Raw genomic sequence first — 14,211 nt, forward strand, 5'->3', positions numbered from 1 at the left:
GGGGATGAGGGCTCGGAGCCGTTGGGGGCAGGGCCGACGCCGCGATGGCGTTGTGGACAAGGACGACGAAGGCCCGTACGTCCGCCTCGGTGGTGTCCTCCAGCGCGAGGGTGAGCAGCTCACGTCGGCCGTCGGGCGGTGTCAGGAGGCCGGGCCGCTGCTGCAGGACGGCGTCCCGCCGGCGGTGCCCGTGTCAGAGGTCGAGGTGTGTGCGGCGTCCGGCGGCGGGGGTACGTCACCGGACGGCTGCGTCAGCTCTCAGAGGGGGATGACGCGGGTGAGGCGTACGACATGGCTGTGCGTGTGTCGATGACGTACTCGACCAGGCCGCGGCCGTGGGGGATCGGAAGCCGGCGCCAGTCGCCGGCGCTGTCGCGGGCGCTGCTCTCTGGCAGCCACGGGTCCTCGGCGATCGCGACGGTAAGCGCGACGATCGCGGAGAACAGCTCGACCGACAGGCCGGGATCGGACAGGGCGTCCTGAACGGCTTCGGACGGCAGGACCGGCCACAGGTCGTCTGGGTCTTCGCTACTCACCCGGCATGTCCCCGCCGCGGTCACGGCGCAGCCGCAGGATGTCGGCCATGGTGCCGGTGGGCAGGGTGCCGGTGCGGGCGGCGGCGATGATGCGGTCCTGCTCGGGGTCGGTGTCCATCTCCGCTTCGCACCACCAACGGTTGAGGACCTGCTCGGCCTGGTCGATGGGGGCTTGGCCGAGCTCGCGGTAGAACTCCATCCGGCGGCCGCCCTGCAGCGCGGCGGCGATGCCGTCGGGGGTGCGGGGCACTCGGGGCTGCGGCTGCGGGGGGTGGTGCACGGGTTGGACGCTCATCGGGCTCCTCCTGCCTCTCGCCACCACCGTATCCGCTTTGGGTCGGCCTCCGGGCCGTGCCCGCCATGGTCGCTGCCGACCGACTGCGAGATGTCGGTCGGGACCCGGCCCTCTTCTAGCGGTGGCCGGTGTGCGAGCGGTGCTGGCGGGCGGTGACGAGGGCGCGCCACCGTGCGCGGACGGCGTCGGGGCCGTCGTACCAGCGGGCGCCGGAGGGGAACTGGAGGTCGCGGCCGGCCTGGCACGTAGACGTCGTCGCGGTGGAGAAAGACCTTGATCGCGCGCTTCTCGTCCTCAGGTGTGTTTTTATCGGGGTGAAGTAGAGCCAGGGCTTCGGTCGGTTGGGGAGCCGGTGGTTCTTCGGCGAGTTGGGAGCCAGTCGGTGTGATGGTGTGGAACATGCCGCTTTCGGAGTAATCGCGGGGGCTTGCGCCGTCTGGCCGTCACTCTGTGCCTGTTGATCACGGTCCAGGTCAGGGAGACCGCTGGTGCACAGGTCACGTGAGTGGCTGTTCGAGAGGATCCGCCGGGCCAAGCGTGAGCAGGGGCTGTCGGGGCGGGAGCTCGCGGTGCGGTTCAAGGTGTCGCGGAACACGGTGAAGAAGGCGTTGGAGTCTCCGGTGCCGCCGAAGCGCAAGTCGCCGCCGCCGCGCAAGAGCGTGCTGGAGCCGGTTAAGGGCTTCATCGACGCGATGCTGCGCGAGGACCTGGACGCTCCGGCGAAGCAGAAGCACACGATCCCGCGGATCATCGAGCGTCTGGCCGCGGAGCACGACTTCGAGCTGGCCCGTCCCACGACGGTCTGGGACTACGTGTCCAAGCGGCGCCCGGAGATTCGCGCGGAGGCGCTGGAGGGACGCCGGCATCTGGACGGGATGGTGCCGCAGGCGAAGAGGCCGGGCGAGGAGGCGGAGGTCGACTTCGCGGACTTCTGGCTGGACCTGGCCGGGCAGCGGCGCAAGTGCGTGTTGTTCACGCTGCGGCTGTCCTACTCGGGCAAGGCAGTGCACCGACCCGTTGACCGCACTACCGGCGTGTCCTACGAGTTGGCCTGGTGACGGCGAGGAGTCTCCGTTCGGGATGGTCCCGATGAGACGGAGACGTAATGAATCGCGCTGCGGCGACGGACGAACGCGAGGTGACCGGGCTGGTGGTGGCCCGAGTCGGCAGGGTGCAGGCGACCAGTGCTGCGACGCTGCCCTGGGTGGTTCTCGACGGGGCGGGGCGGGCGATCACGCCGGCGAGCGAGTTCCTGCGGGAACTGCTGGCCTGCGGCAACACCCCGGCCTCCTGCCGTTCCTATGCCTTTGACCTGCTGCGCTGGTTCCGATTCCTCGCGGCAGTGGATGTGGAATGGAACCGCGCGAAGCGCGTGGACGTACGCGACTTCGTCCTTTGGCTGCGGACGTGCCACAACCCGGCGCGGGACCGGCGCCGACCGGACGCGCCCGCGCCGGGATCGCTGAACGCGCGCACCGGCAAGCCCTACCTGAAGTCGGGCTATGCTCCGGCGACCATCAACCACGCGGTGTCGGTGCTGGCGGCGTTCTACGACCACCATCTGCAGACCGGGCAGGGGCCGGTGGTCTCCCCGGTGCCACCGCAGTCCCGTGATGGCCGCCGACTGGAAGCGCACCACAACCCACTGGAGCCGTTCCGGCTGCACCGCCGGGGCGCCTACCGACAGAAGCAGGTCGACCGCGAACCCCGCGCCGTCCCCGACGATGTCGTCGAGGACCTGTTCACCTCCCTGGGCTGCCACCGCGACCGGGCACTGTTCTCCATGTTCCTGTCCAGCGGCGCTCGGGCCGCCGAGATGCTGGGCATGACGATCGGCGACGTCCACCCGGGCGAGGGACGGATCTACGTGCAGACCAAGGGCCTGGGCGGCGCGAAGGAGGCATGCCCAGCCTCCCCGGAAGCCTTCGCCTGGCTGGCCCTCTACCTCGGCGACCTTGCCCAGGACGGCCACCGGCCCGCCCCGCACGAGCCGGTCTGGTGGACCCTACGCGGGCAGACACGCCCGCTGACCTACACGGCCCTGCGGGCGGTGCTGAACCGGATCAACGCGAGGATCGGGGCGAACATCACGCTGCACGACCTGCGGCACACCCTGTGTCTGCGCCTGATCGAGGACCCGGCCATCACCCTGGTCGACGCCCAGCAGGTGATGCGCCACCGGCGCATCACCACGACCAGTACCTACCTGCGGCCCAGGACCGACGAGGTCATCGCCAAGGTTCATGAGCACTACACACGCCCCAAGCCGCCGCCGCGGCCGCTGACCGGCTGGGCATACGACCCGGACGACCTCGCCGACGTCTTCGGGAACCGGTGATGGCCCGCCACGGGCGTGTCGCCCGCACCCCGGTCAGCCCACGCGACCCCGCCCTCCTCACCACCGTGCTGCCCCAGCCCAGGACCACGACGCGTGCCAGTGGCCGGGAGTCCGCGAGTCGCGATGAACTGGCCCGCCTGGCCGAGGGCCTGCTGAATGAGCCGACCGTCCGTAACCTGTGGCGCCAACAGCTCTCACTGACGCGCATCTTCGACTGGCTGGAGGGATTCCCCGCCGACACCTGGCAAGACCGATGGCTCCTGAGCGGTTCCGACGAACTGGGTCCTGGCTGGGGACCCCAGGGGCTCAGCGCGGGCACCCGATCGCGGTTCACCGCCGGTCTCGGCACCTTGATCGTCCTCCAGGCGATCCGGCCCTCCTACGGTTGGCTGTTCGGCAGCCGCCTCCTGGGCGTCTACGACGCCTACCGTCGTCACAATCAGCCCGCGCTGTTCGCCGAACTCACGCAGCGCGTCGGCGGACAGCGCTGCGACGAGCACGCGACCGATGCCCTGAACGTGCTCGGCCGCATGAGCATCGTCACCGGCAAGGACCTGTTGGCCTTCGACCTGGAAGACCTCACCGACTACGCCAAGGCCCGTCGGGACAACGGCCGCACTGTCACGGCCTTGCCCCTCGCCTACGACATCCTTCACGCCGTCGGCGGTCTCAAGGACTCGCCACCGACCTTGCGCGAGGCCCAGGCCCGCGGCCAGCTCACCCCCGCCGAACTGATCGACCGCCACCCGATCACCAACCGCGCGGTCCGCGACGTGCTCGTCCACTACCTCGCCGAGCGGTCCGCCGTCCTGGACTACGGCTCCCTGGTCAACCACGCTCAGATGCTGGCCGACCTGTTCTGGGGCGACCTGCAACGCCACCAGCCTGCGATCTCCTCGTTCAACCTGCCCGACGAGGTCGCCCAGGCATGGAAGCAACGCGTCCGGGTCCTGCCTGACGGGCGACCGCGCCGCACGGCCCACGCCGTGTTCCTGGCGGTCCGCTCCTTCTACCTGGACCTCTCGCAGTGGGCCATGGAAGACCCAGCCCGCTGGGCGGCCTGGGCCGCCCCCTGCCCGATCAGCGAGGCCGACATCCGCGGCTACATCAAGGAGAGCCGGCACCGGCAAGCGCGGATGCAGCAGCGCACCCGCACCCTGGTCCCCGTCCTGCCGCAGCTCGTCCGCACTGCGGAGACCCGGCTGCAGCACGCCACGCTCCTGCTGCAGGCAGCCCGCTCCGCGACGCCGGGCGACGAGTTCACCGTCGAGGGCTCGCGCTATCGCCGCACCGGGCGCAACGGCAGCCACTGGCGCCCCACTGCCCTGTTCCTCGCCCCGGTCGACGAGCCCGGTCCCCGGTTCGATGCCGAATGCGAGGAGAACAACGCCTTCTGGACCTGGGCGAGCATCGAGGTCCTGCGACGCACCGGGGCCAGGATCGAGGAACTCCTGGAGCTCACCCATCTGAGCCTGCGTCAGTACCAGGCGCCGACCGGCGAGACGGTGCCGCTGCTGCAGATCAGCCCGTCCAAGACCGACCGTGAGCGCGTCATCCCCGCCGACCCGGACCTGGTCGCCGTCCTCGCCCGGATCATTCGCCGGATCAAAGGCACCGGCGAGCGGGTGCCGCTGCTGACCCGCTACGACGGCTACGAGCGGGTCTTCGGGCCGCCGCTGCCGCACCTGTTCCAGTGTCTTTCCCAGCACCGGCTGCAGGTCATCTCCCCCAACCGGATCCGCGAGCTCCTCACCGAGCACGCCCTTCGGGCCGGCATCGTCGACGTCGACGGGACACCGCTGAGGTTCACGCCGCACGACTTCCGCCGAATCTTCTCGACCGAGACGGTCAACGGCGGCCTGCCGATCCATATCGCCGCGAAGCTCCTCGGACATCTCGATCTCAACACCACCCAGGCCTACGTCGCCGTCTATCCCGAAGAGGTGATCCGCCACTACCGGCAGTTCGTCGACCAGCGCCGAACCCACCGTCCCAACGAGGAGTACCGCGAGCCCAGCGACTCCGAGTGGCAGGACTTCCGCGACCACTTCAGCCTGCGCAAGGTCGCCCTCGGTACCTGCGACCGCCCTTATGGGACACCCTGCCAGCACGAACACGCCTGCATCCGCTGCCCCATGCTCCGCCTCGACCTTGCCCAGGAACCCAGACTCCTGGAGATCGAAGCCAACACCCGTCAACGCCTCGGAGAGGCCCAACGGATGCGGTGGCTTGGCGAGGTCGCCGGCCTGCAGGAGAGCCTGCGCCACATCGCCGACAAGAAACAGCAGGCCGAACGCCTGCGAGCCCAAGCCGACAGTGGCGCGGACGGGGTCGCTGCCCTTGGTTAGGCGATCACGCCTCCGCGATGATCCGGGCCTTCAGTAGGTCGTACTCGGCAACCGCATCCGGCTCGTGATCGTAGTAGTCCTCCCAGAAACCCGGTCGCTGCCACTCCCGGGGCGCCAGGGTCAATCGGCCGTCCTTCAGTGCAGTGACCCAACAGGTCGGCATCCGCTCGGACACGATCTCGAACATGTCGGCGTCCCACAGACCGGGCGATTCGATCTCGTCCCGCCTCGCGCTGCGGTCAGGAAGGCGAAACAGGATCCGCGACCGGGCGGCGAACACTTCGAGGACCGGATACTCCTCGCCCACGCGAATCGCCGGGTGCTCGCTCACAACCGTCAAGTTGGCAGGACTGATGATCTTGATGCATCGGACGATCACACGGCGCACAGTACCTGGCCCAGCGCATGCCAGGCGCATTTCGTAGTGCAGAGAAGGGTCTATGCGACCGCGTCCCAGGAGGCGTTCCTGGAAGGGCACGTGGAAGCGTTCACGGTGCTGGGCGGGGTGCCGTCGGTGCACATCCGGTACGACAACTTGAAGCCGGCGGTCAAGCAGGTGCTGTTCGGGCACTCGCGGCTGGAGTCGGCGCGGTGGGCGTCGTTCAAGTCCTGGTATCAGTTCTCGGCGTTCTACTGCGCGCCCGGCGAGGGCGGCGCCCACGAGAAGGGCGGGGTGGAGCACGAGGGCGGCAGGTTCCGCCGAAAGCACCTGGTCCCGCCTCCCGCGGTCGACTCGCTGGCGGAGCTGAACGAGCGCCTCGCCGCGATCGACATCGCGGAGGACGCCCGGCACATCCACGGCCGGCCGACCTCGATCGGGTTCGACTTCGAGGCCGAGCGGGACCGGCTGCGGCCGTTGCCGGTGGACGATTACGACTGCGGGATCGACCTGAGCCCGACGGTCGCACGGAACTCCCGGATCACGGTGCGGCAGTGCTACTACTCGGTGCCGGCGAAGTTCATCGGCACCAAGGTGCGCGTCAAGCTGCGGGCGAACGAGTTGTGGGTGTTCGACGGGCGCAAGGTCGTCGCCCGCCACCCGAGGCTGACCAGGCGTTACACCTACCACGACTTCCTGGACCACTACCTGGAGATCCTGCTGGTCAAGCCCGGCGCGTTCGCCGGGGCCTCCGCGCTCGCGCAGGCCCGCGCGGAGGGCGGCTTCACCAAGGTCCACGAGGCGTTCTGGGCGGCGGCGAAGACCAAGGCCGGTGACCGCGAGGGCACCAGGATGCTGATCGAGGTGCTGCTGCTGCACCGCCAGCTCCCGCCGGAGGCATTGGTGGCGGCGATGGAGACCTGCCTGCGGGTCGGGTCGGTCTCCACCGACCTGGTCGCGATCGAGGCCCGCAAGGCGATGGAAGGCACCGACGCGGACGACGCCGAGCTCCTGGCCGGCCCCGACGAGGCCGGTGCAGTCGCGCCCGCGGCCGCCGGAGCCCAGGTGATCTCCCTGCACGCGCGCCGCCTGCCACCCGACCCGCGCCCGGCACTGCCCGACATGAGCAAGTACGACCGGCTGCTGAGCCCGGTCGCCAGCCGCGACAGCCAGACCCAGAAAGGCCACGGCGCATGAGGCCCACCATCACCGTCACCGACCAGGACGACGAGCAGGACACCGGCAAGGTCCCCGGCCGCAGGATGTCGCTGCCCGGCGACCCGGAGGACATGCTCATCGACGAAGCATGCCGCGAGCTTCGCCTGCCGGCGTTCCGCGAGCGGTTCATCGACCTGGCAGGCACCGCCCGGCGCGAGCAGGCCACCTACAAGCAGTTCCTGCTGGACCTGCTGCAGGTCGAACTCGCCGACCGGGACCTCCGCCGCCAGCAGCGGCTGTTGCGGCTGGCCCGCTTCCCGCGGCCCAAGCGGCTGGAGGATTTCGACTTCGTGAAGAACCCCAACGTCACCCCCGAGGTCGTCGCGGACCTCAAATCCCCGACCTGGGTCCGCGAGGGCCGGCCGCTGGTGCTGATCGGAGACTCCGGCACCGGCAAGTCCCACCTGCTGATCGGCATCGGCACCGCGATCGCCGAGACCGGCCTGTCGGTTCGCTACACCACCACCAGCGCGCTGGTGAACGAGCTCGCCGAGGCCGACGCGAGCCGCCGCCTGTCCTCGGTGATCGCCCGCTACAGCAAGATCGATCTTTTGTGCCTGGACGAGTTCGGCTACCTGAACCTGGACCGCAAGGGCGCCAAGCTGCTGTTCCAGATCTTCACCGAGCGCGAGGATCGCAAGGCCACCGCCGTCGCCACGAACTCACCCTTCACCGAATGGGACAAGACCTTCGGCGACGCCCGCCTCTGCGCGGCCATCGCCGACCGGATCACCTTCCGCTGCACCCTGATCCAGACCGGCACCGAGTCCTACCGCTACCAGGCCACCCAGGAATCCCTCTTCCCCACCCCGAACCGAGCTTGAGATCTAACCCCTGAGCCGAGCCCCCGCTCTTGGAGTGGCAGGCTGTGGTCGTGAGAATCGCGAGGGACGACCGGCCAAGGCCACTGTCGACGTGCTGGCTCTACTGGATCGCCGTACCGACCGGGGACCAGGCAGGAGTCATTGCGGACCTGGGCCTCACCCGACCCATCCCCGTGACGTTCGCCGAGGCCGAGGCCGTCATCGACGAGGACGGCCACGGAGAGGCGGAGGACAACCCGGATGGACTGGCCCGGGTCTATGTGAGTCCTGAGATCGAGGGATGGACTCTGGTGATCGGCCCGTGGTGCGACCCGTGCAACAGCGACAGAAGCGACGAGGTGCTGCGTCTGTGTATCGGCCTGAGCTCCCGCTACGGAGTGGCGCAGGCGTACTACTTCGGTACACAGAACGACGGTTCAGCCTGGCTGATCGCAGAGCACGGGGTCGTGGTGCGGCGGTACTGCGAGACCGGCGAGGTAGACGACGGACTCCTCACACTGGGGCAACCGCTTGTGCAGGAACAGGCCGAGCGGGAGCGGATGGGCCTGCCGCCCGCCTGGCACGAGAACGCGCGCAACGACGAGTCCGAGGAGGAGTGGAAGTGGCGGGCGTTCGACATGGCCCCCGAGATCGCCACAGCCCTGGGCATCAGTCCGCTCGAACTGACGGCGTCGATGCGAGTGAGCGGCATCGGCGTTCTTGCGGAGACACCTGCTCCGGCACGCTGATGAGTTCAGCTCTTCGCTGAGCTGGGTGCGCGCCGCGACCACCAGCCAGGCCCAGCGATCGACCGTCGTGGACACGTAGGGCTGAACCCACGGGTCCAGCCCTTCACCACGTCCGAGGGCGAGCCCCGGCCGCGACTTGTCAGGGAGGCGACCCGGGCCCACGGCCACAAGCTACCGACGCCCCCACCCCAGCCCCTACGGACACTCCGCCCACGCCTGTCGGCTCACCCGATCAGTGGCTCCCAATCTCGCCGAAACGGCTCCCGAACTCACCGAAGAACGCCCGCCACGGTCGAGTACGTCACCACCAGAACGGCCTAGCCCCGGCTCCCGTTCACGCCGAAGCAGTGGCTCTCATATGACCCGACAAAATCAGGCTGGCCGGCCAACGCACCGGAGTGATGCGACCGGCCATGATGCGGTGCTACTCGCCGGGCCTGTGACGCCACACCTGGTACAGGCGCAGGACGTCGACAGCCCACGGCATGCGGAAGTCTTCGCCGTCCGCGGGCGCCGTGCGGCCTGCCCGCTCCAGGACACGGGGCAGGAGTGGGTGCGGCTGCCCCGTGGACGTGGTGAGCAGCCCGGCGAGCAGCGGCTCGTCGGGCGGGGTGTCCCTGTCGACGAGGACCAGGAGGTCGAGCAGGTCGGCGTCGTCGAGGCGGGGAAGGGCGACTCCCGAACTGCGCAGCCCGGAGAGCGTCGTCATGCTCCGGTTTCTGGCCTGCCGCTGGAGCTGGCTCCGTACGGTGCGGGCAAGGGCGCGCAGGCGATCGTGGCTGTCCAGGGCAGGGCTGGGTGGGGCGGGGGTGTTCGGCGCCGTCGGCCCTTCAACCGGTGTGTGTTCCAGTTCGGCCAGGCGCCTGGTCCAGGTGCGTACGGCCTGCGCCTCGTCGCCCGGCAGGGCACCGGCGGTTTCGGCGAGGTGGGTGAGTTCGGCGACGGCCGCGCCGAGGTGTTCGGCGTCGAGGTCGTAGCCGCTTGGGGTCAGGTCGGTGAGTCGGGCGCGCAGCGCTGCCAGGGCTTCTCGCCGTTCACGTGCCCGGGGCGTCTGCGGCTCGAGCAAGGCCCGCTGCGATGCGGTCGCGCGTCGTGGCACACGCTGTTCGGCGGCGCGACCGTTCGGTTCGTCGTCGCCCCGGGCACTCGTCGCGGCCTGGTTGTCGGCTGCGCGGGCTTTGGGCGGTGACTGTAGGAAGTCGCCGGCCGGGTTGGCGGGTTCGGGCTGCGGGACAGGCGGTTGGTCGGGGGCGCCCGGGTCGGTGTCGGCAGCCGGGGGAGGGGCGGCCGGCGGTACGGGCGCGGGTGTCCTAATGGCGGGCTGGGCGAGGTCGGCGAGGCGGGCGCGGGCTGCGTGAAGGATGCTGCGCTCGGCCGGGGTCCGGGGCGCGGGCGCCAGCCGCATCACCTTGTGCAGGGAAGCGGACAACTGCTGGGCCGTGCCTGCCTCGGTGAGCTGCTTGAGTTCGGAGAAGGCGGCCCTCTGTCGGATGGCCGGGTCCACGCTGCGTAGCCAGGCCTTGGCGTCCGCCACGGCGGTGCGCAGGGCCGTGCGGGTGGCACCTTCGGCTTGCAGGCACAACTGGAAGGCGCGGTCGGCCAATTCCTCCGCTTGTCCGGCGTCGCGCCGGCGGCATGCTTTGCGCAAGGCTTTGATGAGTTGGTGAGCCTCGGGTTCGAGCGCTGGTTCCCCTGGGCGTCCGGTCTTGGCGATCGGCCTTCTGTTCCGATGCCGGGCGAGGGTCGGTGTGACGAGCCCGTCGCGGGTCAGCGAGCAGTCGGCGAGGTCGAACCACTCCAGGGGACCGGCCGCTGTGCTGACCTGGGTTCCCACCTTGACGAGCCGCTCGGTGCCCGCCGCTTCACATCGAATGCGATGGACGAAGCCCTGTTTATGGAGTTGCGCGTCGGCGGGGTGATCCTCGGTCAGCAGGGTGCGCATCGGCGGTGTTTCATCGGCGGGTCGGTCGTGCGTCCGGGCTGCGGAGGGCAGGTGGATCCACCAGTCGGCGCCGGTGGCCGGTTCGCTGAGCACGATCGTGCCGGTGCCGCCGATCGGGACCTGGGCGGAGATGTCGATGCCGCGTCGGGCGAGCCAGCGGGCCATGCCCTGCTTGATGTAGAGGTGGTCGGCGCTGGAGACGCCCCTTGACGCGCGGCGGCACACCGTGGGCAGGCCGCCGGGTTCCGGGTAGTGCGCGAAGTGACAGGCCCTGTCGAGGTAGAGCTTGGTGGTGAGCTGTTTTCCGCAGCCCCCGAGCAGGACGCCGCACCAGAAGGTGTCACCGTGGTGGGCGCGCCGGAAGGCGTCGACCTCGATCGCTTCCAGTGGCAGGGCGACGGGGGTGTCGCTGTGCTCGTCACCGATCACGGCAGTCTGGATGCGCCGCCGGTCCCAACCTTGCTCCGCCAACATGTCTCCGTCCGGTCGCGGATCATGCTTCCACTCTCTGTCCGTCGTGTCAGGCGATTGGGTGGTGCGGTGGCGGTCAGCGGGCCGGCTCGTGTCGGATGTAGTCCGGCTGGGCCGCACCGGTCTCGATGCGGTTTTCGTCGAGTCCGTGGGCGATCGGACAGCAGGGCGCTGCTGACCGAGCCGACCATGGCGGTGAAGGTCAGCGCGGCGGGTACGCGCACCGGCAGGCCGTGCTCCGTCCCGGGGGCAATCGGCCGCCGACTCATCGGGTGGAAGCGCACTCTGGGGGCGCAATGGTTCCCGAATCCGAGAATTGCTAGGCTTCGCCAAAGGCAAAGAGATACCCATGCAAATTTACTAAAACTGTAAATAGGGGGCAAAGGGTGCATTATTTACTGGGGGGAAGTCGGCGAACGGTGGCCTCGGCCGCCTTCGCCGCTATTCTTCTCGGCTGCGTCGGCTCGGGAGGGGCTGAGGCTTCTTCCGGCGCGGCCGCTGCCGTCGCGCCGCACACCGTGAAGCTCACGGCGGAAGACCGGGCGGCCATCTCAACGACCAGGCTCGTGGCTGGCGATGGTGGGCGCACACTGGCTTACCGGGCCCACGTGAGAAACCTTGGTTGGAGCCCCTGGGTCACGAACGCTTCGGACGGGTTCGCGGGCTGGACCGGACACGGCGAGCCGATCGAAGCGGTCGAGGTGTCCTGGGCTGCGGCCCCGGCCGGCGCCGTTCTGGACCTCAGGGCGCACTGGTCCGGTGTTGGCTGGACCGAGTACGCCCGGGTCCCCGCGGCAGACAGCGGTGCGAAACTCCTGCTCGGCACGGTCGGTGCTGCCGGGCCAACACTGGAGGCCATGACCTTCGGGGGAGATAACGCCAACTACTACAAGGCCGACGGGCATGTGAAGGAAATCGGCTGGCAGCAGCTGGACCAACGTGCGATGGTTCGGCCAGAGATTGGCACTACGGGTAAAGCCCTTTGGACGGAGGCCTTCCGCGTATCTCCCTTCGAGGCTTATACAGAGCCGGTGAATCTCAGCCGAGTATCCGGTTCGTCTGCATTCGAGACCTCCGTCAACGCTTCAAAGAAGTACTGGCGATCGAAGGATTCGGCAACGGGAAACGCGGCAGAGTCCGCCGTGGTGGCCAGGTTTGACGCCTGGCACGACGCCGTCAGTGCCATTCCGCTGGCAAAGTCCAAGCGAGGACCGCTGCTGCTCAATCCGCAGAACGGCCTGGACGCTGCTGTCGCAACGGAGCTGAAGCGGGTTCTGCCAATAGGCAGGACTGTCTTCTTGCCAGGAGGAGCCGGATCGATATCAGATGCTACAGAGCAGCAAATCCGGGCGCTCGGGTATGAGACCAAGCGGTTTCTCGGAGGGAACGCCGCACAGGTTTCCTTGTCGATTGCTCGCGACGGAATCGTGAATCCCAAGCACGTTGTGATCACCTATACGGAATCATGGCAGGAGGCTCTTAGCGCGGCGACTGCAGCATCCGCAGTCGACGGTGCCCTCGTCTACAGCTTCGGCTCCGGAGTCGAGCCGGAGATCAAGGCATGGCTCGACTCACTACCCGCCAGTGTCACGAAGACAACCGTCGGCGCCGCGTCAGCGAATTCCTATCCTAGTTCCACTGGCCCGGTTCAAGGATCCAATGCCATCGAGACCAATGCGCTGGTTTCGGACCGCTTCCTCCCGTCGGCCTCGGCAGCTTCCGTAGCCAGTTCGACAAACCCGACCGACGCCATTGCTGGTGGGGCATACGCGGCGACGGTCGGCAGCCCGGTTCTACTCACATCACCCCAGACCCTGGAAATTGGGCCGCAGTGGTTTGCTGAGGACCATAGCGCCAAAGTGAAGGACGTCACTGTATTCGGTAGCCCTTCAACGATCCCAGACGAGGTCGCCCAAGAGGCGAAGGAAGCCGCAACCGAAGCATTTGTGAGCGGCGAGATTGTGCCAGCCGGCGAGGCGCCGGGCAGTGAGGATTCTTTTGCTGGCTTCGGCATTGCCCCGGACTGGGTGCACGAGGGCACGCCCGTGGATCTCGGGCTGCAATCGAGGGGTGCAGCGCTAGACGGCGGCAATGAATACATGAATGAGGCCGAGAAGAGTTTCTGCAAGTGGCCGAGTCGCTGGATTATCTGCGCCAAGGCATATGATGCATCCGAGTTGGCAATTTACCACGCCAACAAGGAAGGAAAGGATGGTGGAATTTGGCCCGGGAGCAACGGTAACGGCGGGAAGCGCGACGCCTACCGTCATTGCGCATGGAATGGCGCCATGACTCTTATGATGGGTGCGAAAACCGCAAAGGGGTTCGCCGATCGCCATGAGATGGGCCCGAAGCCAGCCAACATGTCAGACGAGACTGCCAATGCGCATCATGCTATGGACTATCACAGCAATGCGACAGGTAGGTTTTTCGGGCAGCATATGCTGGATCACATGAAGGACGGCCCCGCAGTGGACTACAATGCCCAGATCCGAACCTGGTGTGCGATTGCGGTGGCAGACGGAGGTTTGTACTCACTGTCATACTGAGGGCGAAATTGATATGGCTCACAATCGATCTGGCCGAAACGCTTGGAAGGCAAGATGACCCGCTCCTCCACTGCCGCTCTACTGGGCGCAATGGCACTGATTCTGCTTGAGACGATCGCGATCGTCCTCTTCTTCTGTATCGCTATGCCGCTGCTTGCGGGCGGTATCGCTTTCGAGGATGAGATGGAACCCACTCCGCGCTTCCTGCCGTATGGGTTCCTTTCTGTAGGAATCGTCATGGTCGGGATCAACGGTTGGGCGGCTCGGGGCCTTTGGGCAATGCAGTCGCCGAGTAAGACGTCCCGTAGTTCCTATGCCCTGGTGGGGGCGGGATCGGTGCAGGTCGTGCTACTTGGCTACGGTCTGCTGTCGGGGGAGCACCTGTTCACGCTCTTCGCGGCAACAGTGCTGGCTCTTCTCTCCGTACTCGTGAAGCCCGCATTCGCAAAACCTTCGGCTTGACGCGAGGGGCGCTGCAGCGCAAATGAGGCAGGGGTTCGGCACCCACACAGGTGCCGAACCCCTGCTGTGTACCGACGCACTTGAGCGGCCAACGCGGCGCCGACGGTTGTCTTCGTGACAC

At 68.0% G+C, this 14,211-nt stretch carries 12 protein-coding genes; 8 read left to right on the forward strand and 4 right to left on the reverse strand.

Translation table 11 applies throughout. The features are described 5' to 3' along the window. Positions 1-251 precede the first annotated feature (251 nt). Entirely contained in the window at positions 252-536 is a 285-nt protein-coding gene (locus tag ACZ5GH_RS37925) for a hypothetical protein (protein WP_464336690.1), read from the reverse strand. After that, positions 529-831, reverse strand: coding sequence for a hypothetical protein (locus ACZ5GH_RS37930; protein ID WP_464336691.1), 303 nt, complete (start codon positions 829-831; stop codon positions 529-531). The genes ACZ5GH_RS37925 and ACZ5GH_RS37930 overlap by 8 nt, the downstream gene beginning before the upstream one ends. Positions 832-1,319: 488 nt before the next feature. Here ACZ5GH_RS37930 and ACZ5GH_RS37935 point away from each other — a divergent pair, with 488 nt between their 5' ends. Genes ACZ5GH_RS37935 through ACZ5GH_RS37945 form a run of 3 tightly spaced genes read left to right on the forward strand, consistent with a single transcriptional unit; the run spans position 1,320 to position 5,517 of the window. Then, the gene (locus tag ACZ5GH_RS37935) at positions 1,320-1,889 is read left to right on the forward strand and encodes a hypothetical protein (RefSeq protein WP_464336692.1); all 570 of its coding nucleotides are present in this window, start codon (positions 1,320-1,322) and stop codon (positions 1,887-1,889) included. A 47-nt stretch (positions 1,890-1,936) separates the two neighbouring features. Beyond that, on the forward strand, positions 1,937-3,169 hold the full coding sequence (locus ACZ5GH_RS37940; RefSeq protein ID WP_387760191.1) for a tyrosine-type recombinase/integrase: 1,233 nt from the start codon (positions 1,937-1,939) through the stop codon (positions 3,167-3,169). Beyond that, complete coding sequence (locus ACZ5GH_RS37945; protein WP_464336693.1) at positions 3,169-5,517, forward strand: tyrosine-type recombinase/integrase; 2,349 nt, start codon at positions 3,169-3,171, stop codon at positions 5,515-5,517. The genes ACZ5GH_RS37940 and ACZ5GH_RS37945 overlap by 1 nt, the downstream gene beginning before the upstream one ends. 4 nt (positions 5,518-5,521) lie before the next feature. On the opposite strand, the gene ACZ5GH_RS37950 is transcribed toward ACZ5GH_RS37945, so the two are convergent. After that, complete coding sequence (locus ACZ5GH_RS37950) at positions 5,522-5,848, reverse strand: hypothetical protein (protein ID WP_387760194.1); 327 nt, start codon at positions 5,846-5,848, stop codon at positions 5,522-5,524. A 147-nt stretch (positions 5,849-5,995) separates the two neighbouring features. Between ACZ5GH_RS37950 and ACZ5GH_RS37955 the strand changes: the two genes are divergently transcribed. The 3 genes from ACZ5GH_RS37955 (at position 5,996) to ACZ5GH_RS37965 (ending at position 8,666) form a co-directional block, all read left to right on the forward strand. Then, positions 5,996-7,093: a Mu transposase domain-containing protein gene (locus ACZ5GH_RS37955; RefSeq protein WP_464336694.1), complete on the forward strand. Its 1,098-nt coding sequence runs from the start codon at positions 5,996-5,998 to the stop codon at positions 7,091-7,093. A gap of 65 nt (positions 7,094-7,158) precedes the next feature. Next, complete coding sequence (istB, locus tag ACZ5GH_RS37960; protein WP_464336943.1) at positions 7,159-7,938, forward strand: IS21-like element helper ATPase IstB; 780 nt, start codon at positions 7,159-7,161, stop codon at positions 7,936-7,938. A 173-nt stretch (positions 7,939-8,111) separates the two neighbouring features. Next, positions 8,112-8,666 carry a hypothetical protein gene (locus tag ACZ5GH_RS37965; RefSeq protein ID WP_464336695.1) on the forward strand — a complete coding sequence of 185 codons (555 nt, stop codon included), beginning with the start codon at positions 8,112-8,114 and terminating at the stop codon, positions 8,664-8,666. A 424-nt stretch (positions 8,667-9,090) separates the two neighbouring features. Here the strand turns inward: ACZ5GH_RS37965 and ACZ5GH_RS37970 are convergent, their stop codons facing one another. Beyond that, positions 9,091-11,037: a hypothetical protein gene (locus ACZ5GH_RS37970; RefSeq protein WP_464336696.1), complete on the reverse strand. Its 1,947-nt coding sequence runs from the start codon at positions 11,035-11,037 to the stop codon at positions 9,091-9,093. Between the two features lie 428 nt (positions 11,038-11,465). On the opposite strand from ACZ5GH_RS37970, the gene ACZ5GH_RS37975 reads away from it, so the two are divergent. Both ACZ5GH_RS37975 and ACZ5GH_RS37980 read left to right on the forward strand, forming a co-directional pair. Next, positions 11,466-13,628 (forward strand): cell wall-binding repeat-containing protein, encoded by a 2,163-nt coding sequence (locus tag ACZ5GH_RS37975; RefSeq protein ID WP_464336697.1) that lies wholly within the window; start codon positions 11,466-11,468, stop codon positions 13,626-13,628. A gap of 90 nt (positions 13,629-13,718) precedes the next feature. Next, positions 13,719-14,090 carry a hypothetical protein gene (locus ACZ5GH_RS37980; RefSeq protein WP_464336698.1) on the forward strand — a complete coding sequence of 124 codons (372 nt, stop codon included), beginning with the start codon at positions 13,719-13,721 and terminating at the stop codon, positions 14,088-14,090. Positions 14,091-14,211: the final 121 nt, after the last annotated feature.

Source organism: Kitasatospora sp. Xyl93 (assembly GCF_055383135.1).

Excerpts from the sequence above, each read along its gene's own strand:
- ACZ5GH_RS37930 (WP_464336691.1), bottom strand. The coding sequence starts at position 831 with ATGAGCGTCCAACCCGTGCACCACCCCCCGCAGCCGCAGCCCCGAGTG.
- ACZ5GH_RS37940 (WP_387760191.1), top strand. The coding sequence starts at position 1,937 with ATGAATCGCGCTGCGGCGACGGACGAACGCGAGGTGACCGGGCTGGTG.
- ACZ5GH_RS37945 (WP_464336693.1), top strand. The coding sequence starts at position 3,169 with ATGGCCCGCCACGGGCGTGTCGCCCGCACCCCGGTCAGCCCACGCGAC.
- istB (WP_464336943.1), top strand. The coding sequence starts at position 7,159 with ATGTCGCTGCCCGGCGACCCGGAGGACATGCTCATCGACGAAGCATGC.
- ACZ5GH_RS37980 (WP_464336698.1), top strand. The coding sequence starts at position 13,719 with ATGGCACTGATTCTGCTTGAGACGATCGCGATCGTCCTCTTCTTCTGT.